The organism is Streptomyces sp. NPDC051567, assembly GCF_044454165.1.
Taxonomy (GTDB): Bacteria; Actinomycetota; Actinomycetes; order Streptomycetales; family Streptomycetaceae; genus Streptomyces.
The window spans coordinates 49,553-74,535 of the sequence record NZ_JBITDK010000009.1 but is presented as its reverse complement, the minus strand read 5'-3'; the positions used below and the strand labels follow the sequence as shown (position 1 = coordinate 74,535).

Genomic DNA, 24,983 nt, shown 5'->3' with positions numbered 1-24,983 from the left:
GGGTCACACGAGTCGGCGTATCTCCCCGCGCACCCGGTAGAAGCCTCCCGAGGCCGCGTGCAGCCCGTCCACCACGTACCGGGCCCCGGCCTCCCGTATCCCGCGCGGGAACTGCACGTTCCAGGTGGGCTCGAAGCCGCCCGACACCACCTGCACCCGCATCCGGCCGCCCTGCTGGACGCACTCCACCACCACACCGCCCGCGGAGGCCGCGGCCACCGAGACCGTCGCGACCGCCGCGGGAGAGGCGGCCGGGGTGAACACGGGCAGCGCCGCCGCCGACTTCACGTCCACCGGGGCGGGGACCGAACCCAGCTGGGCGGAGGCGATCGCCGCCTCGCTCGCGTCCACGCAGACCAGCGAGCCGTCCGTGGTGACCAGGTACAGCCGCTCGTCCAGGTACTGCATGGAGAGCGCCGAACCGCCGCCCGTGCCCAGCTTCCACAGCCGTCTTCCCTCGGCGTCGAAGCAGTACACCGAGGACGAGGAGTCCGCGGCGAAGACGTGCCGGCCGTCGGGGGAGGTCGCGCACGAGTAGACCGCCGCGTCGCACGGGTACGTGGCCTCGACCGCGCCCGTGGCCTTCGCCAGCCGCTGCACGGTGTGGCGGGACGTCCCCGCGTACACCGCGGACTCCTCCTGCCAGCCGAACAGCACCCCTCCGGCGGTCCGGGTGTGCCACAGCTCGCCGCTGCCGTCCGAGGCGTACGCCGTCACACCGGCGCCGTGTCCGTGGTAGACCGCCCGCTCGTCCGCCCGGACCATCCACGCGCCGTACCCGGAGGACTTCCGGGACCACTGGTACTCGTCCTCGTGGTCGATCACGGTCAGACCGCCGCCCGCGTCCGAGACGTTGAGCACGCCCTCGCGGATGTCCAGCCAGTAGATGTCCGTGTCCGCCGTGATGTCGTACGCCGCGAACGGCACCTTCGACGACAGGTCGTACACGGTGCCGTCGTCACAGCCCGCGTATATCCAGAACTCGTCCGCCACCAGGCACTTCACCCCGTCGGGCAGCGAGTACCGGGCCAGCACCTCACCGCCGTGGCTCACCGTGTACACGTCTCCCGCCTGGTTGCCGACCCAGCAGCGGTCCTCGTCCACATGGATGCCGAAGGCGGAGGAGCCGGTGCGGAACCGCCACAGCACCGGGGCCACCGCGCGCGCCGTCGACGGCGCCGAGGTGACCTGGCGGCGGGTCACCGAGCGGGCGGCGCGCTGCCCGGGCACGGCCGGGGCGTACCCCTTGCGGACCTTCTCCCCGATCTTCTTCGCGGCGGCGGCCCGCGCCTTCTCGGCGGTCGGGAAGGCGGAGTTCTGCACCTGGCCGTCCGCGCCGATGCGCCCGTACCGCACGGTGACGGCCGTGCCGTCGACCGTCACCTCGTAGAACTTGTGGGCGCCCGCGCCGTCCTGGGACAGCTCCAGATACGTCGTCTCCCGAGCCATGACAGACCCCTCCCCGAAGGCCGGGCCACCGGTTCCTGTACACCGGTGATCCCTCGTCAAAACGCTAAGGCCCACCACTGACAATGGGCCGGTGAAGCTGGAAGCGATCACCTGGCAGCGGATGGCCGAGCGGCTCGCCGGTCACCTCGACGACCGGGCGGGCGGCCCCGGCACGGCGGCGTGGCAGCGGGTGGGCATCGACGGGGCGCCCGCCGCCGGCACCGCCGCCCCGGCCCGGGTGCTCGCCGACGCCCTGCGGCCGCGCGGCCGTCCGGTGCTGGTGGTGGCGGCCGACGGCTTCCTGCGGCCTGCCTCCCTGCGCTTCGAGTACGGCCGCGAGGACGTGGACTCCTACCTCGGCGGCTGGTACGACACGGCCGCGCTCCGGCGCGAGGTGTTCGGCCCGACCGACCCCGGCGGCAGCGGCCGGGTGCTGCCCGACCTCTGGGACCCGGTGACCGACCGGGCCACCCGCACCCCGTACACCGTGCTCCCGCCGGGCGGCGTGGTGATCGTCCACGGCCCGCTGCTCCTGGGCCACTGGTTCCCCTTCGACCTCAGCGTTCACATCAGCCTCTCGCCGGGGGCGCTCGCCCGCCGCACCGCCGAGTCCGAGCGCTGGACCCTGCCCGCCTTCGCGCGCTACGAGGCCGACACCGACCCCGCCTCGGCCGCGGACGTCCTGGTCAGGGCCGACGACCCGCGCCACCCCGCCTGGACCGGCATCCGCGGCCCCCGGCAGGGGAGCTGACGCCCCGCCCGACGGCCGCCCGCCGAGCACCGCGACGCCGGGCGCCACGTCCCGCCCCGTACCGCCCGCCGGGCCGGCCCCGCGCGGTGGGCTCAGGGACGGCCGCCCAGCCGGGCGACCGCCAGGGCGGCCGTCCGGCACCCGGTGCGGGCCGCCTCCGCCGGAGCCGCGCCCGTCAGCAGGGCCGCGAGGAACCCGCCGGTGAACGCGTCCCCGGCCCCGGTGGAGTCGACGGCCCGCGCCGGATGGGCGGGGACCTCGGCGGTGACCCGGCCGTCCTCGGCGACCAGCGCCCCGGCCGCGCCCAAGGTCACCACCACCAGCGGCACCCGCCGGCTCAGCTCCGCCGCCGCCCCGGCCGCCCCGGCGGGCCCCGGCAGCCCGGCCAGCAGCAGTGCCTCGTCCTCGTTGGGCAGCAGGACGCCCGACCCCGCGACGGCGTCGAGGAAGCGCTCCGGGCCCAGCGCGGCCAGGAACCCGGCCGAGGCGGGGTCCACGCTGACCGGCACCCCCCGGGCGCGGGCCGCCCGTAAGGCGACGAGGGCCAGTTCCCGGCTGCTGTCGGCGAAGAACAGGTAGCCGGACAGGTGCAGCCGGGCCGCCCCGTCCAGCAGGGACGGCGTCCAGTCGGCGGGGGAGAGCCGCAGCGAGGCCCCGCTGTCGGACAGGAACGTCCGCTCGGCGCCCTCGCCGACCAGCGCCACCACCGTCCCGGTCGGCTCGGCCGGGTCGACGACCAGCCGCGGGCTCACCCCCGCGGCCAGCAGGGCCCGCTCGTGCCAGCCCGCCGACTCCGCGCCCACCCGGGCGAGCAGGCGCACCTCCGCCGCCCCGGTGTGCGCCGCCCAGCAGGCCGCGTTGGCCCCGGCGCCGCCCGGGAGGGTCCGGATGCGGGCGGCCGTGTCGGTGGCCGGGGCCAGCGGTCGCCGGTGCACCGCGACCACGTCCGTCACCACGTCCCCGATGACCAGCAGGGCCCCCGCCCCGCTCATGTCCGCGCCGCCCAGGCCCTCGCGATCCGGGCCCCGAGCCGCACGTTGCCCCGTACCGCGGCGAGGTTGGCCTCCAGCGAGGCCCCGCCCGTCGCCCGTACCAGGAACCCCAGGAGGAACGGGGTCACCGCCTGCCCCGTGATCCCCTGCTCCTCGCACGCCGCGAGCGCCTCGGCCAGGACCCGGTCGTGCAGTTCCGGGTCCAACTGCTCCTCCCGCGCGACCGGGTGGGCCACCAGCAGCGCCGACTCCGGCCCGCCCAGCAGGTCCTGGGCGGCCATCACCGCCGCGACCTCCTCGGGCCGGTGCACGGTCCAGTCCACCGGCTCGCCGGAGTCGGCCAGGTAGAACCCGGGGAAACGTTCCGTCCCGTACCCGAGGACGCCCACCCCCAGCGTCTCCAGCCGTTGCAGCGTGGCCGGTACGTCCAGGATCGACTTCACCCCCGCGCACACCACCGTGATCCGGGTCCGCGCCAGCAACGACAGGTCCGCCGACTCGTCCTGGCTCCGCGCCCACTCCCGGTGCACGCCGCCCAGCCCGCCCGTGGCGAAGACCCGCAGCCCCGCCCGCGCCGCCAGGAAGGCCGTCGCCGACACCGTCGTCGCCCCGGTGACCCCCGCCGCGAGCGCGGGCGCCAGATCCCGGTGGCCGAGCTTGCGCACGCCCTCGCCGCCCGCGATCCGCTCCAGTTGCGCCTTGTCCAGGCCCGCGTGGGCCACCCCGTCCACGACCGCGACCGTCGCCGGGACCGCGCCCTGCGCGCGGACCAGCTCCTCCAGTTCCAGGCCCACGGCCAGGTTCCGGGGGCGGGGCAGACCGTGCGAGATGATCGTCGACTCCAGCGCGACGACGGGACGCCGCCGGTCGAGCGCCTCGCGTACCTCTTCCGACAGGACAGGTGCCTCGGATGCTGTGTGTGGTGACATGTCCCCATCCATGGCACGGGATTCACGCCGCCAAACGCGGTTCCGGCAGGCCCGCTGCGGCCTGTCCGGTATCCGCCGGGGCCCGTCCCCCGCGCCCGGTGCGAGCGCCCGCCGCCTGCGCCGCCCCCGCAGGGAACCCGGCGGAGGGGACCCGTCGGAGGGCCCCGGCGGACACCGTCCGCCACCGGCCGGTTCTCGCCCCCGCCCGCCGTCCGTCCGTTCCGTCCGGCCGCTGGACAGGATGACGCCTCCGGCGGGCCGTTCCTGGACGCTCCGTCACCCCCGGAGTCCGTACCGGCCGTACTAGGCTGGCGCGCCATGAACCCCGGTCAGCGCACCTCCGTTCCTGCTCCCTCCGCTCCTGCCTCCTTCGCCGTCTCCGTGCCGGACGTCCCGGACACGGAGCTGGAGGCCGAGCAGCTCGACCCCGCGCAGATCCTCTCCGGCGCGCCCGTCGTCACGGGCAAGGTCCTGTGGGAGTCCCCGGACGGCGGCCAGGTGCGCGGGATCTGGCAGATCACCCCGGGCGTGGTCACCGACACCGAGGCGAACGAGCTGTTCGTGGTGGTCGCGGGCCGTGCCACGATCGAGATCGAGGGCGGCGGGACCCTGGAGGTGGGCCCCGGCTCCGCCTGCGTGCTGAGGGAGGGCGACCGCACGGTCTGGACCGTGCACGAGACGCTCCGCAAGGCGTACCACATCAGCTACTGACCCCCCGGAAGCCGCCGGTCCGCCGGGTCCGCCGGTCCGGCTACCGGCCCCCTCGGCCGCCCTTCCGCGCGGCCCCGGGCAGGGGGTGACGGCGGGCGGTGAGGAGGGCGAGCGCGGCCATCGGCAGCAGCAGGGCGGCGCCGATCGCGTTCAGCCAGCCGTAGCCCGCCTGGGCCATGACCAGTCCGGCGGCGGCGCCCCCCAGACCTGCGGCCGTGTTCATCGTCAGGTCGCTCAGGCCCTGTACGGCGGCCCGCGCCTGCTGCGGCACCGAGTCGGTGAGCAGCGCGGAGCCGGAGACCATCCCGACGGACCAGCCCAGGCCCAGCAGGAACAGGCCGAGCGCGGACCGGCCGTGATCGCCCCCGGCCGTGCCGGCGAGCAGCGTGGACACCGAGAGCAGCCCGGCGGCCAGGCCGATGCCCGACAGCCGGCCCAGCCGGTCGGCGAGCCATCCCATGACGGGCGAGAAGGCGTACATGCCCGCGATGTGGCCGCTGATCACCAGGCCGATCAGCTCCAGCCCGGCCCCGTGGTGGCCCAGGTCGACCGGGGTCATCACCATGATCGAGACCATGGTGGTGTGGCACACCGCGACGGTGACCAGCGCGAGCCGGGCCCGCGGGGACGCCTTGACGGCGGCGAGTCCGGCGCGCAGCGAGCGGCCCTCACGGGTCTGTTCCCCGGGCGCGGACAGGGCCCGGGCCGTCAGCAGCGGGTCCGGGCGCAGGAACACGGCGAGCAGCGCGCCGGTGAGCAGGAAGACGGCGCCGGCCCAGACGAAGGGGCCCGCCGTCTCGGGTATGGAGGTGCCGGCGAAGCCGTGGCTGGCGGGGGCGGAGAGGTTCGGGCCGAGCACCGCGCCGATCGTGGCGGCCCAGACGACGAGGGCGATGGACCGGGCCCGATGGTCCGGGGCGGCCAGGTCGGCGGCGGCGAACCGGCTCTGGAGGCCACCGGCCGAGGCGGCGCCGAAGGCGGCCATGCCGACCATCAGCAGCGGGAAGTTCTTGATCGCGGCGGCGAGTACGACGAGACCCGCGCCGGCCGCGCCGATCGCGTACGCCAGGACCAGGCCGGGCCTGCGGCCCCGGGCGGTCATCAGGGCGGCGAGCGGCAGCGAGACGAGGGCGGCGCCGATCACGGAGGCGGTGGAGGCGAGGCCGGACAGGGCCTCGCTGCCGCTGACCTCGGTCGCGAGCGCCGGGGTCAAGGTGATGCTGATGGGTACGCCGAGGCTCCCCAGGATCTGGCTCGTGATCAGCACCGTGGAGGTGCGGCGCCGGAGCCGGGGCAGCTCCGCGAGGTCGATGGGCGGAGCCGTCCGGGAGGTCTCGGGCGAGGCGGTCACGCCGTACACCCCCTGCGGGGGCCTGGGGCTGCTGGGGCGGGCGCGGCGCGGCCTGGGGCGGCGGCAGGAGTAGTCACCGCAGCAGTCTCGCACCCCTTACCGAAAGGCGGAACCGAGTATGCGGCCCGGCCGTTTCCCGGCCCCGGAGCGGCCCCCGCGCTCGGGAAAACCACAGGCCGCAGCCGTCTCCCGCCACACCGCCCGTCCCACGGGCCGACCGAGCTTCGCACCGCCCGCCCCACGCCCCGGGAGGGGCCGCACGCCACCCCGGGAGGGCCCCGCCCCACGCGCCCCCGCCCGCCCCGCCCCCCCCGGTGTTTCAGAAGAGGGGCTGCGGGAGTATCCCCTCCAGGGCGAGCAGGTGCCGTTTGGCCTCCACGCCGCCGCCGAAGCCGCCGATGCCCCCGTCGTTCTCCACCACCCGGTGGCAGGCCACCACCACCGGCAGCGGGTTCGAGCCCATGGCGTTGCCCACCGCCTGGGCCCCGCCGGGCCGGCCGGTCCGGGCGGCCAGTTCCCCGTACCCGACGACCGTCCCGTACGGCACGCCGCGGTCCAGTTCCTGGAGCACCTGCCGGTTGAAGCCGGAGCTCAGCCGCCAGTCCAGCGGCAGGTCGAAGCGCCGGAGCGTGCCGGCGAAGTACGCGGCGAGCTGGCGTACCGGCTCGGCCAGCAGGACCTCCTCGCCCGGTGCGGGCCGCCGGGCGTCGGCGCCGAGCCGGGAGACGAGCGGGCCTATCATCGCGTCGACCCGGCCGGGCCCGGCATGGAACCCGACCTGGACCAGGCCCTCGGGGGTCGCGGCCAGGAGCAGGGGACCGATGCCGCTGGCGACGACGGTCCATTCGAGGTGCGGCCCGCGGGGCCGCTCGGTGTTGTCCACCCGTCCACGGTACGGCCGGGTACCGACAGCGCGGGACGGGCCCGCGCTCACCCGGCCAGGGCCCGGACCCCGCCCGCAGCCCCGTCGGCCCCGCCCACCGCCTCCCGGACGACGTCCGGGGCGTTGGTGATGATCCCGTCCACGCCCATGCGCCGGACCTTCCGGGCGGTCTCCGCGTCGTCCACGATCCAGGTGTCCACCTCCAGGGGCCGGCCGTGGGCCCCCCGCAGCCGGTGCACCGCCGCCACCCACTCGGCCGAGATCGTCGTGTGCCACGGGTTGATCCGGTCGGTGAACGCCGCGTACCGGGGCAGGTCGGCGACCGGCGGGGTGCCCAGGAAGGCCGTCACGAGGCCCGGGTGCAGCCTGTGGACGGTACGGACGCTGTCCGCGCTGAAGCTCTGCACGACCAGGCGCCCGCCCGCGGACTGCCCGTCCAGCCACCCCGACCCGTCCAGGGTGTCCAGGACCTGCCGCTCGATCCCCGGGTAGAGCTCCGGCTTCTTGATCTCCAGCAGCAGCCGCTGCCGGTTGTGCCGCACCCGGTCGAGGTACTCCCGCAGGGTCGGTACCCGCAGTCCGGCGAACCGGGCCCCGAACCAGCGGCCCGCGTCCAGGCGGGCGATCTCCGCCGCCGTGAAGTCCTTGACCCGCCAGGGTTTGCGATGGGGGAACACCTGCTCGACATCGGTCGTCCGGGCCAGGGTGTCGTCGTGGATCACGACCAGCTCGCCGTCCTTGGTGCGCTGGACGTCGTTCTCCACCCAGTCGAAGCCGAGCTGCCGCGCCCGGTCGATCGCGGCGAGGGTGTTCTCCGGGGCGTACGCGGAGGCGCCCCGGTGGGCGTACACGCCGGGGACGGACGGCCCGGCGGGGGCGGGAGCCGGTACCGGGGTGGTGGTGGCGGAGGAGGCCGTGGGGCCCAGGACGGCCAGGGTGAGGCCCAGCAGGGCGGCGGTGCAGGCCGCGGTGGTGGATCGGACGACGTACATGCGCGTTCTCCTCGGGTCGTGAGCCCTGTCCCCGCGCAAACGGGTGCGGGGCGCCGGACGTTGCGGCGGGGCGTCCCACGGCTGTACGGCGATCATGGGGCGGAAGATCACCGGGCCGCCACCGAACTACGACAAACAGCCCAGACGAGAGCAGAGAGGCCCACCCGCCGGGAGCCGCCGGGGCGCCCCGGACCAGCGCGGACGCGTGGGTGTCAGTGGGGGGTCGTACGGTTGACCCATGCGGCCCGTATCGAAGATCGAACGCACGGTGGCGCCTTTCGAGGTCGTCAGCTCCTACCAGCCCAGCGGCGACCAGCCGGCGGCCATCGCCGAGCTGGAGAAGCGCATCCGTGCGGGTGAGAAGGACGTCGTCCTGCTGGGCGCGACCGGCACCGGCAAGTCGGCGACCACCGCCTGGATGATCGAGAAGCTCCAGCGCCCCACCCTGGTGATGGCCCCGAACAAGACGCTCGCCGCCCAGCTGGCGAACGAGTTCCGCGAGCTGCTGCCGAACAACGCCGTCGAGTACTTCGTCTCGTACTACGACTACTACCAGCCCGAGGCGTACGTACCGCAGTCGGACACCTACATCGAGAAGGACTCCTCGATCAACGAGGAGGTGGAGCGGCTGCGCCACTCCGCGACCAACTCGCTGCTGACCCGGCGCGACGTCATCGTCGTCGCCTCGGTCTCCTGCATCTACGGCCTGGGCACCCCGCAGGAGTACGTCGACCGGATGGTCTCCCTCAAGGTGGGCGAGGAGACGGACCGGGACCAGCTGCTGCGCCGCTTCGTCGACATCCAGTACACCCGCAACGACGTGGCCTTCACCCGGGGCACCTTCCGGGTGCGCGGCGACACCATCGAGATCTTCCCGGTCTACGAGGAACTGGCCGTCCGCATCGAGATGTTCGGCGACGAGATCGAGGCCCTCTCCACGCTCCACCCGCTGACCGGCGAGGTCATCAGCGAGGACCGCGAGCTGTACGTCTTCCCCGCCAGCCACTACGTCGCCGGGCCCGAGCGCATGGAGAAGGCGGTCACCGGCATCGAGGCGGAACTCGCCGAGCGCCTGGCCGAGCTGGAGAAGCAGGGCAAGGTGCTGGAGGCGCAGCGGCTGCGCATGCGCACCACCTACGACCTGGAGATGATGCGGCAGATCGGCTCGTGCTCCGGCATCGAGAACTACTCGCTGCACATGGACGACCGCGAGCGCGGCTCCGCGCCCAACACGCTCATCGACTACTTCCCCGAGGACTTCCTCCTCGTCATCGACGAGTCGCACGTCACCGTGCCCCAGATCGGGGCGATGTACGAGGGCGACGCCTCGCGCAAGCGGACCCTGGTCGACCACGGCTTCCGGCTGCCGTCCGCGCTCGACAACCGGCCGCTGAAGTGGGAGGAGTTCCAGAAGCGGATCGGCCAGACCGTCTACCTGTCCGCGACGCCGGGCAAGTACGAGCTCTCGCGCGGCGACGGCTTCGTCGAACAGATCATCCGCCCCACCGGCCTCATCGACCCGGAAGTGGTCGTCAAGCCCACCGAGGGCCAGATCGACGACCTGGTGCACGAGATCCGCACCCGGGTCGAGAAGGACGAGCGGGTCCTGGTCACCACGCTCACGAAGAAGATGTCCGAGGACCTCACCGACTACTTCCTGGAACTCGGCATCCAGGTCCGCTACCTGCACAGCGACGTGGACACCCTGCGCCGGATCGAGCTGCTGCGCGAGCTGCGGGCCGGCGAGTACGACGTCCTGGTCGGCATCAACCTGCTGCGCGAGGGCCTCGACCTGCCCGAGGTGTCGCTGGTGGCGATCCTCGACGCGGACAAGGAGGGCTTCCTGCGCTCCGGGACCTCCCTGATCCAGACCATCGGCCGCGCGGCGCGCAACGTGTCGGGCCAGGTCCACATGTACGCGGACAAGATGACCCCGGCGATGGAGAAGGCCATCGACGAGACCAACCGCCGCCGGGAGAAGCAGATCGCGTACAACACGGCCAACGGGATCGACCCGCAGCCGCTGCGCAAGAAGATCAACGACATCGTCGCCACCCTGGCCCGCGAGGAGCTCGACACCGAGGAACTCCTCGGCACCGGCTACCGGCAGGCGAAGGACGGCAAGGCCGCCAAGGCGCCGGTGCCCGCGCTCGGCGGCAAGGCGGACCGGACCAGGGCGGGCAAGGCGGCGGGCGCCGCGAAGGGGGCCAAGGGTGGCAAGGGCGCGCAGGCCGGCGCGGTGCTCACCGACCGGCCCGCCGCGGAGCTGGCCGCGCTCATCGAGCAGATGACCGAGCGCATGCGCGGCGCCGCGGCGGAGCTCCAGTTCGAGGTGGCGGCCCGCATCCGGGACGAGGTGGGCGAACTGAAGAAGGAGCTGCGGCAGATGAAGGAAGCGGGCCTCGCCTGAGGCGGGGGCGGTCAGTAGGGTTGGTGCACAGCCGCAGGTACTCGCTGCCTGGGGGTGGCTACGGGAAAGGGGACAGCGCGTGTCCGTCAATTTGACCAAAGGTCAGGCCATCAGTCTGCAGAAGGCGGACGGGGGAACGCTGACCGCCGTCCGGATGGGCCTCGGCTGGCAGGCGGCGAAGCGCCGGGGGCTGTTCGGTTCCCGGACCCGGGAGATCGACCTGGATGCGTCGGCGGTGCTCTTCGCCGACAAGCAGCCGGTGGACGTGGTGTTCTTCCGGCACCTCCAGAGCGACGACGGCTCGGTCCGGCACACCGGTGACAACCTCGTCGGCGGCGTCGGCCAGGGCGGGGACGACGAGGCCATCCTCGTCGACCTCCCGCGGGTGCCGGTCCACATCGACCAGATCGTCTTCACGGTGAACTCCTTCACCGGCCAGACGTTCCAGGAGGTGCAGAACGCGTTCTGCCGCATCGTCGACGAGACCAACGGCCAGGAACTGGCCCGTTACACCCTCGACGGCGGCGGCCAGTACACCGCGCAGATCATGGCGAAGGTGTCCCGCGTGGGTACCGGCTGGCAGATGACGGCCCTGGGCAACCCGGCCAACGGCCGGACCTTCCAGGACCTGATGCCGTCGATCCTGCCGCACCTGTAGGAACCGCCCGGCACGGGCCGCGCCGCACGCCGGGCGGACCCGGAGAAGCAAGAGAAGCAGGTCACGGGGGAGGGGCTGCACGATGACGGCCGAACTGGTCCGGGGACAGAACCACCCCGTGTCCCGGAGCCGGGTGGAGATCAGGGTCTCGGCGGGCACACCCGTGCTCGCCCTGGCCTCGTTCGCCGACGCGGACGGCCGGTACGCCGGCCCCGAGGCGCTGGCCCACCCGTACGCCCGGTCGCTGCCGGGCGTACGGGTCCCCGGGGAGCCCGCCGCCCGGCACGCCTTCCCCGCCGACCTCGACGCCGTGGCCGGGACCGTGCACCGGATCGGGGTGCTGCTCGTACTGGCGCCGGGCGGACCGGCGTGCTTCGGCGCGGTCCCCGCCCCGTACGTGTCCGTGGCCGACCCGGACGGCGCCGAACTGGCCTGCTTCACCCTGACCGGCCTGGCCGACGAGACCGCCGTGGTCGCCCTGGAGCTGTACCGGCGCCAGGGCGACTGGAAGGTCCGCGCCGTCGGCCAGGGGTACGCGGACGGCCTCGGCGCGCTCCTCGCGGACGGCGGACTGGCCGCACCGGACGCCACCGCGCTGGCCACCGCCGCCCTGCGGACGGCCCCGACCCCGGCCCCCGCCGCCCCGGACCGGGCCGCACCGGAGCGCCCGGCCCCCGCCGCTCCCGCCGCGTCCCCGCCGGTCGCCGTCCCCGCGGGGGCCGGGCCGACCGCCGCCGGGGCCCCGCCCGCCGTCAGCTACGCCCACCCGCGCCGCCGCCCGGCCGCCACCGAACCGCCCGAGCCGGCGCCCCGTACCGCCACCCCGCCCCCGGAGCCGGGCCGGGCCCCGCACCCCGTCGCCGGGGACGCCGACGGCTGGTCCCTGGAGGAGCGGCTCCACAACCAGGTCTGGGGCATGTTCGAGGACCTGACCCGCTCGGCCGCCGCCTACCGGGGCGCCGTCGACTTCGCCGACACCCGCATGGACCGCGAGCTGGACCAGGCCCTCGCCGACCCCCGCCACCGCCTCGGCGGCTCCGGCGACCGGGCCCGCGCCACCGCGCGGGCCCGCCGCGACGAGCTGGCCGACCGGGCCCGGGCCGTCCTCGACCGGGACCTCACCCAGCTCACCGCCGAGTCCGAGGTGGTCGAGCCCGCGCTCCCGGCCGCCTACGCCCGCTGGGACAGCCCCGTCTGGCACGGCCCCCTGGCGCCCGCGCAGACCCCGCTCGCCGTACGCCTGGGGGAGCTGCACCTGCCCGAGGCGCCCGGCCTGCGCATCCCCATGCTGGTCCGGCTCCCGCTGGAGCGCGGGATCTGGATCGACAACGGCCGCACCGGCTCCGAGGCCGCGATGACCATGGACACCGACCGGCTGCGCCGGGCCGCCAGGGAACAGGCCGTCGCGCTCGCCGTACGGCTGCTCGCGGTCCACCCCACCGGCCGGCTCCGCGTCCACGTCGTCGACGCGGCCGGGGCCGGAGCCGCCGAGCTGGCCCCGCTCGTCCGGTCCGGGGCGACCGCCGGGCCGGCCGCCGCCGGGGCCGCGGGGGTCGCCGGGACCCTGGAACGGCTGACCCGGCGGGTGGACCTCGTCCAGATGGCGCTGCGGGCCGGAGCGCCCGAGGACCTTCCGCCGGATGTGGACACGGCCGCGCAGCTCCTGATCGTCCACGACTTCCCGCACGGCTTCGACGACCGCTCCGTCACCCGTTTGCGCTATCTGGCCGACGAGGGTCCGGCGGTCGGGGTGCACCTGCTGATGGTGGCGGACCGTGACGAGGCATCGGCCTACGGGCCGCTGCTGGACCCGCTCTGGCGTTCGCTGATGCGGCTGTCGCCGGTGCCGGACCACCATCTCGCCGATCCGTGGGTCGGTCACGCCTGGACCTTCGAACCGGATCTTCCCCCGCCGGGCAGCCACGTCCTGGACCAGGCACTCGACCGGATCGCGGCGGCCCGCCGGGAGACGCGCCCCTGAGCGGGCCGGGACGGCCCCGGCCCGCCGCGCGTTCCCGTGACCCACCCCTCTTTGGCAGCTCTTTACCTTCTCTCCCCGCCCCGGGTACTCTGTCCCTGCGGAGGGGAGTATTCCTGCTATTTCCAGCGCGGCGTTCTCGTCAATACGGACTGTCACCGGTCCCGGGGCGCCGGCCCCCGGCCTCCCGGCCGGCAGGGTGGAAGAGACCTCCGGCAGCGATGACGCTGACCATGTGCTGAGCCATCCGCCGGAGGCGTGTGAATAGTGGACGTTTCATTGACCCTTTGGGTGCTGACCATTCTCGGTCTGGGCATCCTCATCGGCGCCGATTTCTTCATCGGCCGCAAGCCCCATGACGTCTCGGTCAAGGAGGCGGGCATCTGGACGATCGTCTGGATCGTCCTCGCCGCCCTCTTCGGTATCGGCCTGCTGATCTTCGGCAACGGCCAGGCGTCCCAGGAGTTCTTCGCCGGGTACATCACCGAGAAGTCGCTCAGTGTCGACAACCTCTTCGTCTTCGTCCTGATCATGGCGAAGTTCTCGGTGCCCTCGCACCTCCAGCAGCGCGTGCTGCTCATCGGTGTCCTGATCGCCCTGGTGCTCCGCGCGATCTTCATCGCGGCCGGTGCGGCGATCATCACCAACTTCTCCTGGGTCTTCTACATCTTCGGCGCGTTCCTGATCTACACCGCCTGGAAGCTCATCCAGGAGGCGCGTTCCGGTGAGGACGAGGACGACTTCGAGGAGAACCGCCTCCTGAAGTCCGTCGAGAAGAAGTTCGGTGTCGCCGACCAGTACCACGGCACCAAGCTCTTCATCAAGAAGAACGGCAAGCGCATCATGACCCCGCTCATGGTGGTCATGCTCGCGATCGGTACCACCGACATCCTGTTCGCCCTGGACTCGATCCCCGCGATCTTCGGCCTCACCCAGGACCCGTACATCGTCTTCACCGCCAACGCCTTCGCCCTGATGGGTCTGCGTCAGCTGTACTTCCTGATCGGCGGCCTGCTCAAGAAGCTGGTCCACCTCAGCTACGGCCTGTCGGTCATCCTGGGCTTCATCGGCATCAAGCTGGTGCTGCACGCCCTGCACGAGTCCGGTGTGCACGTCCCGCAGATCTCCATCCCGGTCTCCCTGGGTGTCATCTGCGGTGTCCTGGTGATCACCACGATCACCAGCCTGATCGCCTCGAAGAAGCAGGCGGCCGCCGAGGCCGCCCGCTCGGAGAGCATCGACGTCTGAGTCCTTCGGGGACGTTCGGACACTCGAACGATCGCGGGAGCGCGGGACCAGGGTCTCGCGCTCCCGCTCGCCCTGCGGGGCTACACGGGGGCGGCTGCTTCAGCCGCCCCCGTTCCCGTGTCCGCCTTCGCCCCCGCCTCCGGCCGGTCCCGCACCACCGCCGGGCCGGTCTCGGGCAGCAGCGCGAAACAGCCCAGGCTGAGCAGGGCGACCGCGGTCAGGTACACCGCGACGCCCCACGGCGGCCCGGAGCCGTCCGCCAGCGCCGTCGCCACGACCGGGGTCAGCGCGCCGCCCAGCACCCCGCCCAGGTTGTAGCCCACCGCCGCTCCCGTGCAGCGGATGCGCGGCGCGTACAGCTCCGGGAGGTACGCGCCCACCACCGCGAACATCGTCACCATGCTCAGCAGGGAACCCGTGAAGCCCAGCGTCATCAGCAGCGGGTCCCCCGTGCGCAACAGCGCCACCAGCGGGAACATCCACAGCGCGCAGGCCGCGCAGCCGATCAGGCAGAGCGGCCGGCGGCCGTGGCGGTCGCCGATCATCGCGACCAGCGGGGTCACCAGGCCCTTGAGCGCGACCGCCGCCATGATGCAGGCCAGCATCACCGTGCGCGCCACGCCGAGCCGCTCGGTGGCGTAGGAGAGGGACCAGGTGGTGACCGCGTAGAAGACGGCGTACCCGACGGTGAGCGCCCCGCCGGTCAGCAGGAGCAGCCGCCAGTGGTCGCGCACCACCTCGGTCAGCGGGGCCTCCGCCCGCCGGTCCGTCTCGGCGAGCGTCCTGAACTGCGGGGTCTCCTCCACCGAGCGGCGCAGCCACAGTCCGGCCAGTGCCAGCAGCCCCGCCCCCCAGAACGGCACCCGCCACCCCCAGGAGGTGAACTGGGCGTCGGTCAAGGTCGCGGAGAGTGCCAGGATCACGCCGTTGGCCAGCAGGAACCCGACCGAGGGGCCGGTCTGCGGGAAGCTCGACCACAGCCCCCGCTTGTTCTCGGGCGCGTGCTCGGCGGTCAGCAGCACCGCGCCGCCCCACTCGCCGCCGAGGCCGAGCCCCTGCAGGAAGCGGAGCACGAGCAGCAGGACCGGCGCGGCCAGGCCGATCGAGGCGTACGTGGGCACGCAGCCGACCGCGACCGTGGCGAGGCCGGTGAGGAGCAGGGAGCCGAGCAGGACCGGGCGTCTGCCGTAGCGGTCGCCGATGTGGCCGAAGACCGCCGAGCCGATCGGGCGGGCGAGGAAGCCGACGCCGAAGGTGCCGAAGGCGGCGAGGGTCCCGGCGAGCGGGGAGAAGGACGGGAAGAAGAGCGGGCCGAGCACGAGGGCGGCGGCCGTGCCGTAGACGAAGAAGTCGTAGAACTCGATGGCCGTGCCGGCGAGGGCGGCCAGGGCGATCCGCAGCATGCCCGGCGGGGCGGTGGAGGGCGCGGTGCCGGAGGGTTTCGCGGACCGGGGGGAGGGTACGTGGCGCATGGTGCAGCAAGTACCCCCTCCCCGGCCCCGGGGAGGCGCGTTCGGCCGACCTCCACCGGAAGGAGTTCACCCCGCTCCGGGGTTGACGGGAGGGGCCCTCTACCAGCCGCGCTCGCGCCACTGGGCCAGGTGCGGGCGCTCGGCGCCGAGCGTGGTGTCGCCGCCGTGGCCCGGGTAGACCCAGGTCTCGTCCGGCAGCCGCCCGAAGAGCTTCTCCTCGACGTCGCCGAGCAGCCGCGCGAACGCCTCGGCGTCGCCCGAGGTGTTGCCGACGCCGCCGGGGAAGAGGCAGTCCCCGGTGAACAGGTGCGGGTGCCCGTGCGGGTCGTCGTAGACCAGGGCGATCGAGCCGGGGGTGTGCCCCGTCAGGTGCCGCGCGGTCAGTTCGACCCGCCCGACCCGCAGGGTGTCCCCGTCCTCGACGGGGACGTCGGTCGGGACCGGGATGCCCTCGGCGTCGTAGCGGCCCGCGTAGGTGCGCGCCCCGGTCGCGTCGACCACCTCGCGCAGTGCGCCCCAGTGGTCGCCGTGCCGGTGGGTGGTGACGACGGAGGCGATGCCGTCGTCCCCGATCAGGCTCAGCAGGGTGTGCGGCTCGGCCGCCGCGTCGATGAGCAGCTGCTCGCCGGTGGCCCGGCACCGCAGCAGGTAGGCGTTGTTGTTCATCGGGCCCACGGCGACCTTGGAAATCATCAGGTCCGTGAGCTCGTGCACGTCGGCAGGACCGCCGACCTTGACTGCTCCGCTGTACGTCATGCCCCTGATCCTAGAGCGGCGGGAGGGCGGGCAGGGGGCCGCCCTCGGTGGAGAGGCCGGCGCCCCCGGGGCCGCGGCCGGCCAGCCAGCCGAGCAGCCCGGCCGCCGGGCCGGAGACGGTGACCGGGGCGCCCTCGGCGCCGCCCGTGCGCCACACCCCGTCACGGTCGGACGCGGTCAGCGTCACCGGGGGCACGTCCGCCCGGCCCGACCAGCGGTCGGCGAGGAAGGCGGTCTCGCGGGCCGTGAACTCGTCGGAGAGGTCGGTGAGCCCGTAGCCGATGTCCAGGTCGACGTGGTGCAGCTCGATCTCGATCAGCCGGCGGAACGGGACGTTCGCGGCCCGGTCCGTGACGCCGTTGCGCAGCTCGACCGGGCGCGACCAGTCCTGGGCGGACTCGGTGGCGGCCAGGAAGCGGGCCCCGGAATCACGGAGGTCCGCGAGGTGTTCCTCAAGGGTGCGGCCCGCGTCGCGCGCGATGTCCGCTTCGCGCGAGGTGGCGCTCACGTACATCGGACGGCCCTCGAAGACCTCGACGAGGGCGTCGGCGTTGCGGGCGACATGCGCCAGGATGTGACCGCGCGTCCAGCCGGGGAGGTGTGACTCCCCGGCGAGTGCGGCGTTGTCCAGTTCCGCGACCGCGCTCAGCAGCCGCGCGGTGGCCTCACGTACCGATCGCAGGTCGTGCACATGATCGTTCATGGGGCCGAGCCTAGTGCTTCAAGGGCTCTCGCCACACGATCGGGTGAAGCGGTCGGACGGGTGCCGTAATTCGAATGTGCGTGCTATACGCTCGGAAGTCCACCCTCCCACTCCCTCGCAGACCCCATCGCGGAGGCGCCCCCCATACCCTGGGACGGGAGCCCCGTGCCCCGCTCTCTCAAGAAAGGTGCGGACCGGCGTGACCGACCGTCTCATCGTTCGTGGCGCTCGCGAGCACAACCTCAAGAACGTCTCGCTCGACCTGCCCCGCGACTCGCTCATCGTCTTCACCGGACTCTCCGGGTCGGGCAAGTCCTCCCTGGCCTTCGACACGATCTTCGCCGAGGGCCAGCGCCGCTACGTCGAGTCGCTCTCCTCGTACGCACGCCAGTTCCTGGGCCAGATGGACAAGCCCGACGTCGACTTCATCGAGGGCCTCTCCCCGGCCGTCTCGATCGACCAGAAGTCGACCTCGCGCAACCCCCGCTCGACCGTCGGCACCATCACCGAGGTCTACGACTACCTGCGCCTGCTCTTCGCCCGCATCGGCAAGCCGCACTGCCCCGAGTGCCGCCGCCCGATCTCGCGCCAGTCTCCGCAGGCGATCGTGGACAAGGTGCTCGCGCTCCCCGAGGGCAGCCGCTTCCAGGTGCTCTCGCCGCTGGTGCGCGAGCGCAAGGGCGAGTTCGTCGACCTCTTCGCCGACCTCCAGACCAAGGGCTACAGCCGGGCCCGGGTGGACGGGGAGACCGTCCAGCTCTCCGAGCCGCCCGTGCTGAAGAAGCAGGAGAAGCACACCATCGAGGTGGTCGTCGACCGCCTCACCGTCAAGGAGGGCGCCAAGCGCCGCCTCACCGACTCCGTGGAGACCGCCCTCGGACTCTCGGGCGGCATGGTCGTCCTGGACTTCGTCGACCTCGCCGAGGACGACCCCGAGCGCGAGCGGATGTACTCCGAGCACCTCTACTGCCCGTACGACGACCTCTCCTTCGAGGAGCTGGAGCCGCGCTCCTTCTCCTTCAACTCGCCCTTCGGCGCCTGCCCCGAGTGCACCGGCATCGGCACCCGCATGGAGGTCGACCCGGAGCTGATCGTCCCGGACGAGGAGAAGTCCCTGGACGAGGGGGCGGTCTCGCCGTGGTCGCTGGGCCACACCCGCGACTACTTCCAGCGGCTGGTCGGCGCGCTCGCCGAGGAGCTGGGCTTCCGTACGGACATGGCCTGGGCGGGGCTGCCGCTGCGCGCGAAGAAGGCCCTGCTCCACGGGCACAAGACGCAGATCGAGGTCCGCTACCGCAACCGGTACGGGCGGGAGCGGGCGTACACGACGGCCTTCGAGGGCGCCGTGCCGTTCGTCAAGCGGCGCCACGCGGAGTCCGAGAGCGACGCCGGGCGCGAGCGGTTCGAGGGCTACATGCGCGAGGTGCCCTGCCCGACCTGCCAGGGCACCCGGCTCAAGCCGATCGTGCTGGCGGTGACGGTGATGGAGAAGTCCATCGCCGAGGTCTCCGCGATGTCGATCAGCGAGTGCTCCGACTTCCTGGGGCGGATGCGGCTCGACGCCCGCGACAAGAAGATCGCCGAGCGGGTCCTCAAGGAGGTCAACGAACGGCTCCGCTTCCTCGTGGACGTCGGCCTGGACTACCTCTCCCTGAACCGCGCCGCCGGCACCCTGTCGGGCGGCGAGGCCCAGCGCATCCGGCTGGCCACCCAGATCGGCTCCGGCCTGGTCGGTGTGCTCTACGTCCTGGACGAGCCCTCCATCGGCCTGCACCAGCGGGACAACCACCGGCTGATCGAGACGCTGGTGCGGCTGCGGGACATGGGCAACACCCTGATCGTCGTCGAGCACGACGAGGACACGATCAAGGTGGCCGACTGGATCGTGGACATCGGCCCCGGCGCGGGCGAGCACGGCGGCAAGGTGGTCCACAGCGGCTCCCTCGCGGAGCTGCTGGAGAACGACGAGTCGATGACCGGGCAGTACCTGTCCGGCAAGCGGTCCATCCCGCTCCCCGACCTGCGGCGGCCCGTGGACCCGGACCGGCAGCTGACCGTCCACGGCGCCCGGGAGAACAACCTCCAGGACATCGACGTCTCCTTCCCCCTGGGCGTCCTCACCGCCGTGACCGGAGTCTCCGGTTCGGGCAAGTCCACGCTGGTCAACGACATCCTCTACACGCACCTGGCGCGCGAGCTGAACGGCGCCCGCTCGGTGCCCGGACGGCACACGCGGGTGGACGGGGACGACCTGGTCGACAAGGTCGTGCACGTCGACCAGTCGCCGATCGGCCGTACCCCCCGCTCGAACCCGGCGACGTACACCGGGGTCTTCGACCACGTGCGCAAGCTGTTCGCGGAGACGACGGAGGCGAAGGTGCGCGGCTACCTGCCGGGCCGCTTCTCCTTCAACGTCAAGGGCGGCCGGTGCGAGAACTGCTCCGGCGACGGCACGATCAAGATCGAGATGAACTTCCTGCCGGACGTGTACGTCCCCTGCGAGGTCTGCCACGGCGACCGGTACAACCGGGAGACCCTGGAGGTCCACTACAAGGGCAAGTCCATCGCGGAAGTCCTGAACATGCCGATCGAGGAGGCGACGGACTTCTTCGAGGCGGTGCCGACGATCTCGCGGCACCTGCGGACGCTGAACGAGGTCGGGCTGGGCTACGTCCGCCTCGGCCAGTCGGCGCCGACGCTCTCGGGCGGCGAGGCCCAGCGCGTGAAGCTGGCCTCCGAGCTCCAGAAGCGGTCCACGGGCCGGACCGTGTACGTCCTGGACGAGCCGACGACGGGTCTGCACTTCGAGGACATCTCGAAGCTGATCAAGGTGCTGTCGGGGCTGGTCGACAAGGGCAACTCGGTGATCGTCATCGAGCACAACCTGGACGTCGTCAAGACCGCGGACTGGGTCATCGACATGGGCCCGGAGGGCGGGTACGGCGGCGGCCTGGTGGTCGCCGAGGGGACACCGGAGCAGGTCGCCTCGGTGGGGGCCAGCCACACGGGCAAGTTCCTGCGGGACATCCTGGGCGCGGACCGGGTCTCCGACGCCGCCTCGCTCCCGGCGCGCCCGGCGGCGAAGAAGGCCCCGGCGAAGAAGACGGCGGCCGTGAAGGCGGCGACCGCGAAGGCCCCGGCCAAGAAGACGGCGGCGAAGAAGACGGCCACGGCCGGGAAGACGGCGGCGGCCGTGAAGAAGTCCGCCCCGGCGAAGAAGGCGACCCGGGCCCGCAAGGCCTGAGCGCCACCACGGCGGCGGCCGGGGCCCCGTCCCCGGCCGTGCGGCCCGGCCGTCCCCGGCCCGGCCGCGTCACGCCCCGGACCCGGCCCGCCCCCCGGGCCGGAGTTCCGTCGCGTACGGAGGTTCCGCGCCGGGGCGGGTGCAGGTCAGGGCCGCCGCGTGGGCGGCGTAGGCCAGGACCTCCGGCCAGTCCACCGGAACCCCGCCCCGGGGGACCGCGAGCCGGTGCAGCAGGGCGGCGCTGACCGTGTCGCCCGCCCCGATCGTGTCCGCCACGACGACCCGGCGGGCCGCCGCCGTGTGCCGCGCCCCCTCCCGCGTCCACACCGTCAGGCCCGCCGCGCCCCGGGTCAGCACCACCGCCGACGGCCCCGCCGCCAGCCAGTCCGGGACCCCGCCGCCCAGCCACCGCGCGTCCTCCTCCGACAGCTTCAGGACGGACACGTACGCCAGCCGCTCCAGGAAACGGGCCCGGTAGGCCGCCGGGTCCGGGATCAGGGCCGGGCGGATGTTGGGGTCCAGCAGGGTCAGCAGCCCGCGCCCCGACTCCCGGCGCAGCAGGGCCTCGTACGCGCTCGCGCCCGGCTCCAGCACCAGCGAGCAGGTGCCGAGCGCGAGGGCCCGCGTACCCGCCGGGAGGGCGGCGGGCAGGGCGAACAGCCGGTCCGCCGTGCCCTCGGCGTAGAAGCCGTACGAGGCCGAGCCGTCGGGGGCCGGCGAGGGCACGGCCAGGGTGGTCGGCTCCGGGCCGCGCTGGACCAGGGACAGGTCCACCCCGGCCGCCCGCAACCCGGCGAGCAGGGTCTCGCCGAAGCCGTCCGAGGAGACCCGGGAACAGAAGGCCGCCCGGGCACCGAGCCGCCCCAGCGCCAGCGCGGTGTTGTACGGCCCGCCGCCCGGCCGGGGAAGCAGGGCGCCCGGCGGCCGGGCCACGGGCACCAGGTCCATCAGGGCTTCTCCACCGACGACGATCACGCGGGGGAAGGTACCCCATCGGGCGGCGGTATCGTCGGGTGGACCGCTGTCCCCGCACCCATGCCAGGAGCCCCCCATGTCCGCGTCGCCGTCCTCCCCCCGCCCCGGCGGGGAGGTACCGCCCGCCCGCCGTACCGTCCTCAAGGGCGCCGCCGCGCTCGCCGGGGCCGCCGGCGCCGGGGTGACGCTCACGGCCTGCTCCACCGAGACCAACAGCGGCGGTCGCACTCCGGCGGTGCCGGCCGCTCCCGTGGAACTGGGGGCCGCGGCCGACGTCCCGGTCGGCGGCGCGAAGCTGTTCCGGGAGCGCAAGCTGATCGTCAGCTGCCCGGCGGAGGGCCAGTACAAGGCGTTCAGTGCCCAGTGCACCCACGCGGGCTGCGTCCTGGACAAGATCGTCGAGGGCGAGGGCAACTGCCCCTGCCACGGCAGCCGCTTCGACGTGACGACCGGCGAGGTGCTGCGCGGCCCGGCCACCGAACCGCTGCCCGCCGTCCCGGTCCGGGCCGAGGGCGGCAAGCTCGTCGCGGGCTGACCGCACCCGCCCGCAGCCCCCGCGCCGCAGCCCCGCCCCGGACCGGCCCGCCCGGGGCCCGCCGCCCGGGGAACCCCGGCCCGCCCGGGGCCCGCCGCCCGGGCCGGGGTTCAGTCCCAGTCCCAGGCGATCCCGATGACCCCCCGGCGCACCGTCTCCTCGACCAGGTGCACCGCCCGGTGCCGGCCGCTCGGGGTCAGCTCCGAGAGGCCGGCGCGCGGGGCCTGCGGGCCGGCGCGGGTGAAGCGGCGGCAGCGCACCGGCAGGGCCTCCTCGTCGAACTGGACCTGGAGCACGTACTGCCCGCCCGCGTAGCTGAAGCCGCGCACGTACTCGCCGCTGCGCAGGCCCGTGCCGTCCTCGACCCCGTAGGCGAAGACGTAGGTGTCCCCGCGCCGCAGCCGGGCGTCGAAGAGCAGTTCCGCGACCACCACCCCGGCCTCCCGGTGGCACCGCACCCGCCCGGTGCGGCAGTTCTCGTACGCCCGCACCCGCACCCGGGACGCGTCGCACCCCGGATCGCCCTGGTGGACGGCGAGGTAGCGGTCCACGCCGTCGCGGTGGGCCCGGACGATCTGCTGGGACTCGCGGCCCCGCAGCTCGCCGCCCGGCCCGATCCGGACCCGCTCGTGGTGGCCGACCGTGTGCAGGCCGCCGTCCGGCGGGAGTTCCAGCCCCTCCAGCAGCGCCTCCACCGCCGCGCCCACACCGACCAGGGCCCGGTAGGGGCGGGCCGACGGGCGGGCGGTGGTACCGGGCTCCGGGGCGCTCAGCAGCCGTACGAGCGTGCCGTCCGGCAGGTCCAGGATCTGTTCCAGCGCGCCCACGGCTCTGAGGGACTCGGCGTGGCGGGGCCGCCGCACGCCCTGCTGCCAGTAACTCAGGCTGGTCACGCCGACCTTGATGCCCTGCGCCGCCAGCCGGTGCTGCACCCGGTGCAGGGGCAGCCCGCGCGCGGCCAGGGCGGCGCGCAGGGCCAGGTGGAAGGGGCCGTCGTGCAGCAGCTGTCCGAGTTCCGCCGGGTCACCGCTCCGTCGCATGCGACTCCTCTGTGAACGTTCACGCGCGCCGGCGTGGTGGACGGCGTCCACGGAGCCGGGAAACCAGGTGGAACCGGCAGCCGCCGTTCACATCCCCGCCTCACCGTTCACTCCGAAATGTCACCCGGTATTGAAGCGTGTTGACCTGATCGCGACAACACCCCGATGCTCCTGGACAGCGTCCGGACGCGCTCCCCCCACCCGCTCCCCGCCCCCCGCTCCGGGAGGAACGCGATGCGCAACCGAAACAGGCGGTTTTCCCTCGCCGCCTTCATCACCGCCCTGCTCTTCGTCCTGACCGCCGGCGTCGGCACGGCCACCGCCGCCGACACCGGGGCCGGTTCGGCCCTCGCCACCAAACGACTGAACATCACGATGCAGGCCCAGCAGAAGACCAACTGGTGCTGGGCCGCCGCCGGCAACACCATCGCCACCTGGTTCGGCCGCGGCTACACCCAGAACCAGTTCTGCAACGCGGCCTTCAACCGCACCCAGGGCTACGACTGCCCCAACAACCAGGCCACCCTGGGCAATGTGCAGACCGGCCTGAGCTGGGCGGGCGTCAACCCCGGCTCGTACGTGAACGGCTGGCTCCAGTACGCCACCGTACAGACCGAGATCAACGCCAACCGTCCGGTCGAGACCCGCATCCAGTGGTCCAACGGCGGCGGCCACATGCACGTGATCTACGGCTACGACACCGCCAGCAACTGGGTCTACTGGGGTGACCCGTGGCCCTCCAGCGACCGCTACAGCTGGGCCTCGCACGCCTGGTACGTGAACAACAGCACCTTCTCCTGGACCCACTCGCTCTACCGGATCGGGGCGTGACCGCCATGAACCCGCGCGCCGCCGCCGTCCTCGCCACCGCCGCCACCGCCGTCCTGCTCCTCACCCCGCAGGCCTCCGCGGCCCCCGTGCCGCAGCCCCAGTCCGTCACCGCCGAGACCAAGGCCGCCGCCGAACGGGCGGCCTCCGCCCCCGAGACCCTGACCACCCTCTCCCGGTTCTTCTCCCGGGAGGGCAAGGTCACCCTGGCCGCCGCCCAGCCCCGGGTCGAGGGCGAGGCCGTCCCCGTCCACTACCTCTCCCCGGACTTCGTCGCGGGCAAGGCCGGGGCCCCCGTCGCCCGTCTGGAGTTCCTCGCCAGCAGGGCCGTCGCCTCCGACGGCCAGCAGGCCGCGCTGTGGACCGCGAAGACCGAGGCCGGCTGGCAGGTCGTGAACATCGCCACCGGTGACGACGAATTCCGCTACGCCCAGCTGGGCGCCGCGAAACTCCCGGGCGGCACCGTCTTCCGGGAGCCCCAGACGGACGCCTGGTACGTCGCCCAGGGCAGCCAGGTGCTGCCGCTGGACGAGGACGCGGTCAAGGCCGTGGGCGAACGGGGCACCACCCTGAACGCCTACCGGGCCCGCGTCACCAAGGCGTACGGGGACAAGCTCCCCGGCTCCTCCTACGCCAAGGGGGGCAAGGCGGGCGGCTACACGGAGAACTCCGCCGAGGGCTCCGCGCAGGCGGGTACCGAGGCCGGTACCGAGGCCCTCGTGGAGACCGCGGCGGTGGCCTCCGCGCCGCAGGACGCCGGGACCCCGCCGGGCCTGGTGGCCGGGGCGGCCGGCGCGCTCGCGCTCGGCGGCGTCGGGTTCGCCGCCCTGCGCCGGGCCCGCCGGGACGGCGTCCGGAGGTAACCGCTCTTCCCCCGCGGGCCCGGCCCCTGCCAGGGTCCGGGCCCGCGGCGGACCCCGCGCCCGGCGGTGGGGCCGGGCGCGGCGGGGCGGGGCCGGGTCACGCGGCGGGGCCGGGTCCGGTGCGGTGCGACCGGGTCCTCCCCTCCCGGCACCGCCCCGCTGCTCACCCGCCCGCTGCTCACCCGCCCGCTGCTCACCCGCCCGCTGCTCACCCG

The 24,983-nt window shown here is 73.8% G+C and carries 21 protein-coding genes; 10 read left to right on the top strand and 11 right to left on the bottom strand.

Annotated elements, in window-relative coordinates; all coding sequences use genetic code 11:
* Nucleotides 1-3: 3 nt before the first annotated feature.
* Complete coding sequence (locus tag ACIA5F_RS13090) at nucleotides 4-1,449, bottom strand: WGR domain-containing protein (protein WP_399352098.1); 1,446 nt, start codon at nucleotides 1,447-1,449, stop codon at nucleotides 4-6.
* A gap of 91 nt (nucleotides 1,450-1,540) precedes the next feature.
* Between ACIA5F_RS13090 and ACIA5F_RS13085 the strand changes: the two genes are divergently transcribed.
* Nucleotides 1,541-2,200, top strand: coding sequence for a uridine kinase (locus ACIA5F_RS13085; RefSeq protein WP_399352096.1), 660 nt, complete (start codon nucleotides 1,541-1,543; stop codon nucleotides 2,198-2,200).
* A 92-nt stretch (nucleotides 2,201-2,292) separates the two neighbouring features.
* Here the strand turns inward: ACIA5F_RS13085 and ACIA5F_RS13080 are convergent, their stop codons facing one another.
* Together ACIA5F_RS13080 and ACIA5F_RS13075 are read right to left on the bottom strand one after the other, a co-directional pair.
* Nucleotides 2,293-3,192: a carbohydrate kinase family protein gene (locus ACIA5F_RS13080; protein ID WP_399352094.1), complete on the bottom strand. Its 900-nt coding sequence runs from the start codon at nucleotides 3,190-3,192 to the stop codon at nucleotides 2,293-2,295.
* On the bottom strand, nucleotides 3,189-4,121 hold the full coding sequence (locus tag ACIA5F_RS13075) for a pseudouridine-5'-phosphate glycosidase (RefSeq protein ID WP_399352092.1): 933 nt from the start codon (nucleotides 4,119-4,121) through the stop codon (nucleotides 3,189-3,191). The genes ACIA5F_RS13080 and ACIA5F_RS13075 overlap by 4 nt, the downstream gene beginning before the upstream one ends.
* 318 nt (nucleotides 4,122-4,439) lie before the next feature.
* On the opposite strand from ACIA5F_RS13075, the gene ACIA5F_RS13070 reads away from it, so the two are divergent.
* Nucleotides 4,440-4,832: a cupin domain-containing protein gene (locus ACIA5F_RS13070; protein WP_399352090.1), complete on the top strand. Its 393-nt coding sequence runs from the start codon at nucleotides 4,440-4,442 to the stop codon at nucleotides 4,830-4,832.
* A 40-nt stretch (nucleotides 4,833-4,872) separates the two neighbouring features.
* Here ACIA5F_RS13070 and ACIA5F_RS13065 read toward each other — a convergent pair whose 3' ends face one another.
* From ACIA5F_RS13065 to ACIA5F_RS13055, 3 genes are all read right to left on the bottom strand, one after another.
* Entirely contained in the window at nucleotides 4,873-6,183 is a 1,311-nt protein-coding gene (locus ACIA5F_RS13065) for an MFS transporter (protein ID WP_399352088.1), read from the bottom strand.
* 319 nt (nucleotides 6,184-6,502) lie between these two features.
* The gene (locus tag ACIA5F_RS13060) at nucleotides 6,503-7,066 is read right to left on the bottom strand and encodes a methylated-DNA--[protein]-cysteine S-methyltransferase (protein WP_399352086.1); all 564 of its coding nucleotides are present in this window, start codon (nucleotides 7,064-7,066) and stop codon (nucleotides 6,503-6,505) included.
* A gap of 47 nt (nucleotides 7,067-7,113) precedes the next feature.
* A complete protein-coding gene (locus ACIA5F_RS13055; RefSeq protein ID WP_399352084.1) occupies nucleotides 7,114-8,058 on the bottom strand; it encodes a glycerophosphodiester phosphodiesterase in 945 nt (314 codons plus the stop codon).
* A 238-nt stretch (nucleotides 8,059-8,296) separates the two neighbouring features.
* On the opposite strand from ACIA5F_RS13055, the gene uvrB reads away from it, so the two are divergent.
* From uvrB to ACIA5F_RS13035, 4 genes are all read left to right on the top strand, one after another.
* Nucleotides 8,297-10,468 (top strand): excinuclease ABC subunit UvrB, encoded by a 2,172-nt coding sequence (uvrB, locus tag ACIA5F_RS13050; protein WP_399352081.1) that lies wholly within the window; start codon nucleotides 8,297-8,299, stop codon nucleotides 10,466-10,468.
* 79 nt (nucleotides 10,469-10,547) lie between these two features.
* Nucleotides 10,548-11,126, top strand: a complete 579-nt coding sequence (locus tag ACIA5F_RS13045; RefSeq protein WP_399352079.1) for a TerD family protein — start codon at nucleotides 10,548-10,550, stop codon at nucleotides 11,124-11,126.
* Between the two features lie 82 nt (nucleotides 11,127-11,208).
* Nucleotides 11,209-13,107, top strand: coding sequence for a TerD family protein (locus tag ACIA5F_RS13040; protein WP_399352077.1), 1,899 nt, complete (start codon nucleotides 11,209-11,211; stop codon nucleotides 13,105-13,107).
* 264 nt (nucleotides 13,108-13,371) lie between these two features.
* Nucleotides 13,372-14,352, top strand: coding sequence for a TerC family protein (locus tag ACIA5F_RS13035; protein ID WP_399352075.1), 981 nt, complete (start codon nucleotides 13,372-13,374; stop codon nucleotides 14,350-14,352).
* A gap of 80 nt (nucleotides 14,353-14,432) precedes the next feature.
* Here the strand turns inward: ACIA5F_RS13035 and ACIA5F_RS13030 are convergent, their stop codons facing one another.
* The 3 genes from ACIA5F_RS13030 to ACIA5F_RS13020 form a co-directional block, all read right to left on the bottom strand.
* A complete protein-coding gene (locus ACIA5F_RS13030; RefSeq protein ID WP_399352357.1) occupies nucleotides 14,433-15,755 on the bottom strand; it encodes an MFS transporter in 1,323 nt (440 codons plus the stop codon).
* A 168-nt stretch (nucleotides 15,756-15,923) separates the two neighbouring features.
* Nucleotides 15,924-16,580, bottom strand: a complete 657-nt coding sequence (locus ACIA5F_RS13025; protein ID WP_399352073.1) for an MBL fold metallo-hydrolase — start codon at nucleotides 16,578-16,580, stop codon at nucleotides 15,924-15,926.
* A gap of 10 nt (nucleotides 16,581-16,590) precedes the next feature.
* Nucleotides 16,591-17,283, bottom strand: coding sequence for a maleylpyruvate isomerase family mycothiol-dependent enzyme (locus ACIA5F_RS13020; protein WP_399352072.1), 693 nt, complete (start codon nucleotides 17,281-17,283; stop codon nucleotides 16,591-16,593).
* Between the two features lie 199 nt (nucleotides 17,284-17,482).
* Between ACIA5F_RS13020 and uvrA the strand changes: the two genes are divergently transcribed.
* A complete protein-coding gene (gene uvrA / locus ACIA5F_RS13015) occupies nucleotides 17,483-20,527 on the top strand; it encodes an excinuclease ABC subunit UvrA (protein ID WP_399352070.1) in 3,045 nt (1,014 codons plus the stop codon).
* A 69-nt stretch (nucleotides 20,528-20,596) separates the two neighbouring features.
* On the opposite strand, the gene ACIA5F_RS13010 is transcribed toward uvrA, so the two are convergent.
* Nucleotides 20,597-21,502: a carbohydrate kinase gene (locus ACIA5F_RS13010; protein WP_399352068.1), complete on the bottom strand. Its 906-nt coding sequence runs from the start codon at nucleotides 21,500-21,502 to the stop codon at nucleotides 20,597-20,599.
* A 76-nt stretch (nucleotides 21,503-21,578) separates the two neighbouring features.
* Between ACIA5F_RS13010 and ACIA5F_RS13005 the strand changes: the two genes are divergently transcribed.
* Nucleotides 21,579-22,037, top strand: coding sequence for a Rieske (2Fe-2S) protein (locus tag ACIA5F_RS13005; protein WP_399352066.1), 459 nt, complete (start codon nucleotides 21,579-21,581; stop codon nucleotides 22,035-22,037).
* A gap of 110 nt (nucleotides 22,038-22,147) precedes the next feature.
* On the opposite strand, the gene ACIA5F_RS13000 is transcribed toward ACIA5F_RS13005, so the two are convergent.
* Entirely contained in the window at nucleotides 22,148-23,077 is a 930-nt protein-coding gene (locus ACIA5F_RS13000; protein WP_399352064.1) for a hypothetical protein, read from the bottom strand.
* Nucleotides 23,078-23,311: 234 nt separating this feature from the next.
* On the opposite strand from ACIA5F_RS13000, the gene ACIA5F_RS12995 reads away from it, so the two are divergent.
* Together ACIA5F_RS12995 and ACIA5F_RS12990 are read left to right on the top strand one after the other, a co-directional pair.
* Nucleotides 23,312-23,908: a papain-like cysteine protease family protein gene (locus ACIA5F_RS12995; protein WP_399352062.1), complete on the top strand. Its 597-nt coding sequence runs from the start codon at nucleotides 23,312-23,314 to the stop codon at nucleotides 23,906-23,908.
* A 5-nt stretch (nucleotides 23,909-23,913) separates the two neighbouring features.
* A complete protein-coding gene (locus ACIA5F_RS12990; protein ID WP_399352355.1) occupies nucleotides 23,914-24,768 on the top strand; it encodes a hypothetical protein in 855 nt (284 codons plus the stop codon).
* The last annotated feature ends 215 nt before the right edge of the window (nucleotides 24,769-24,983 follow it).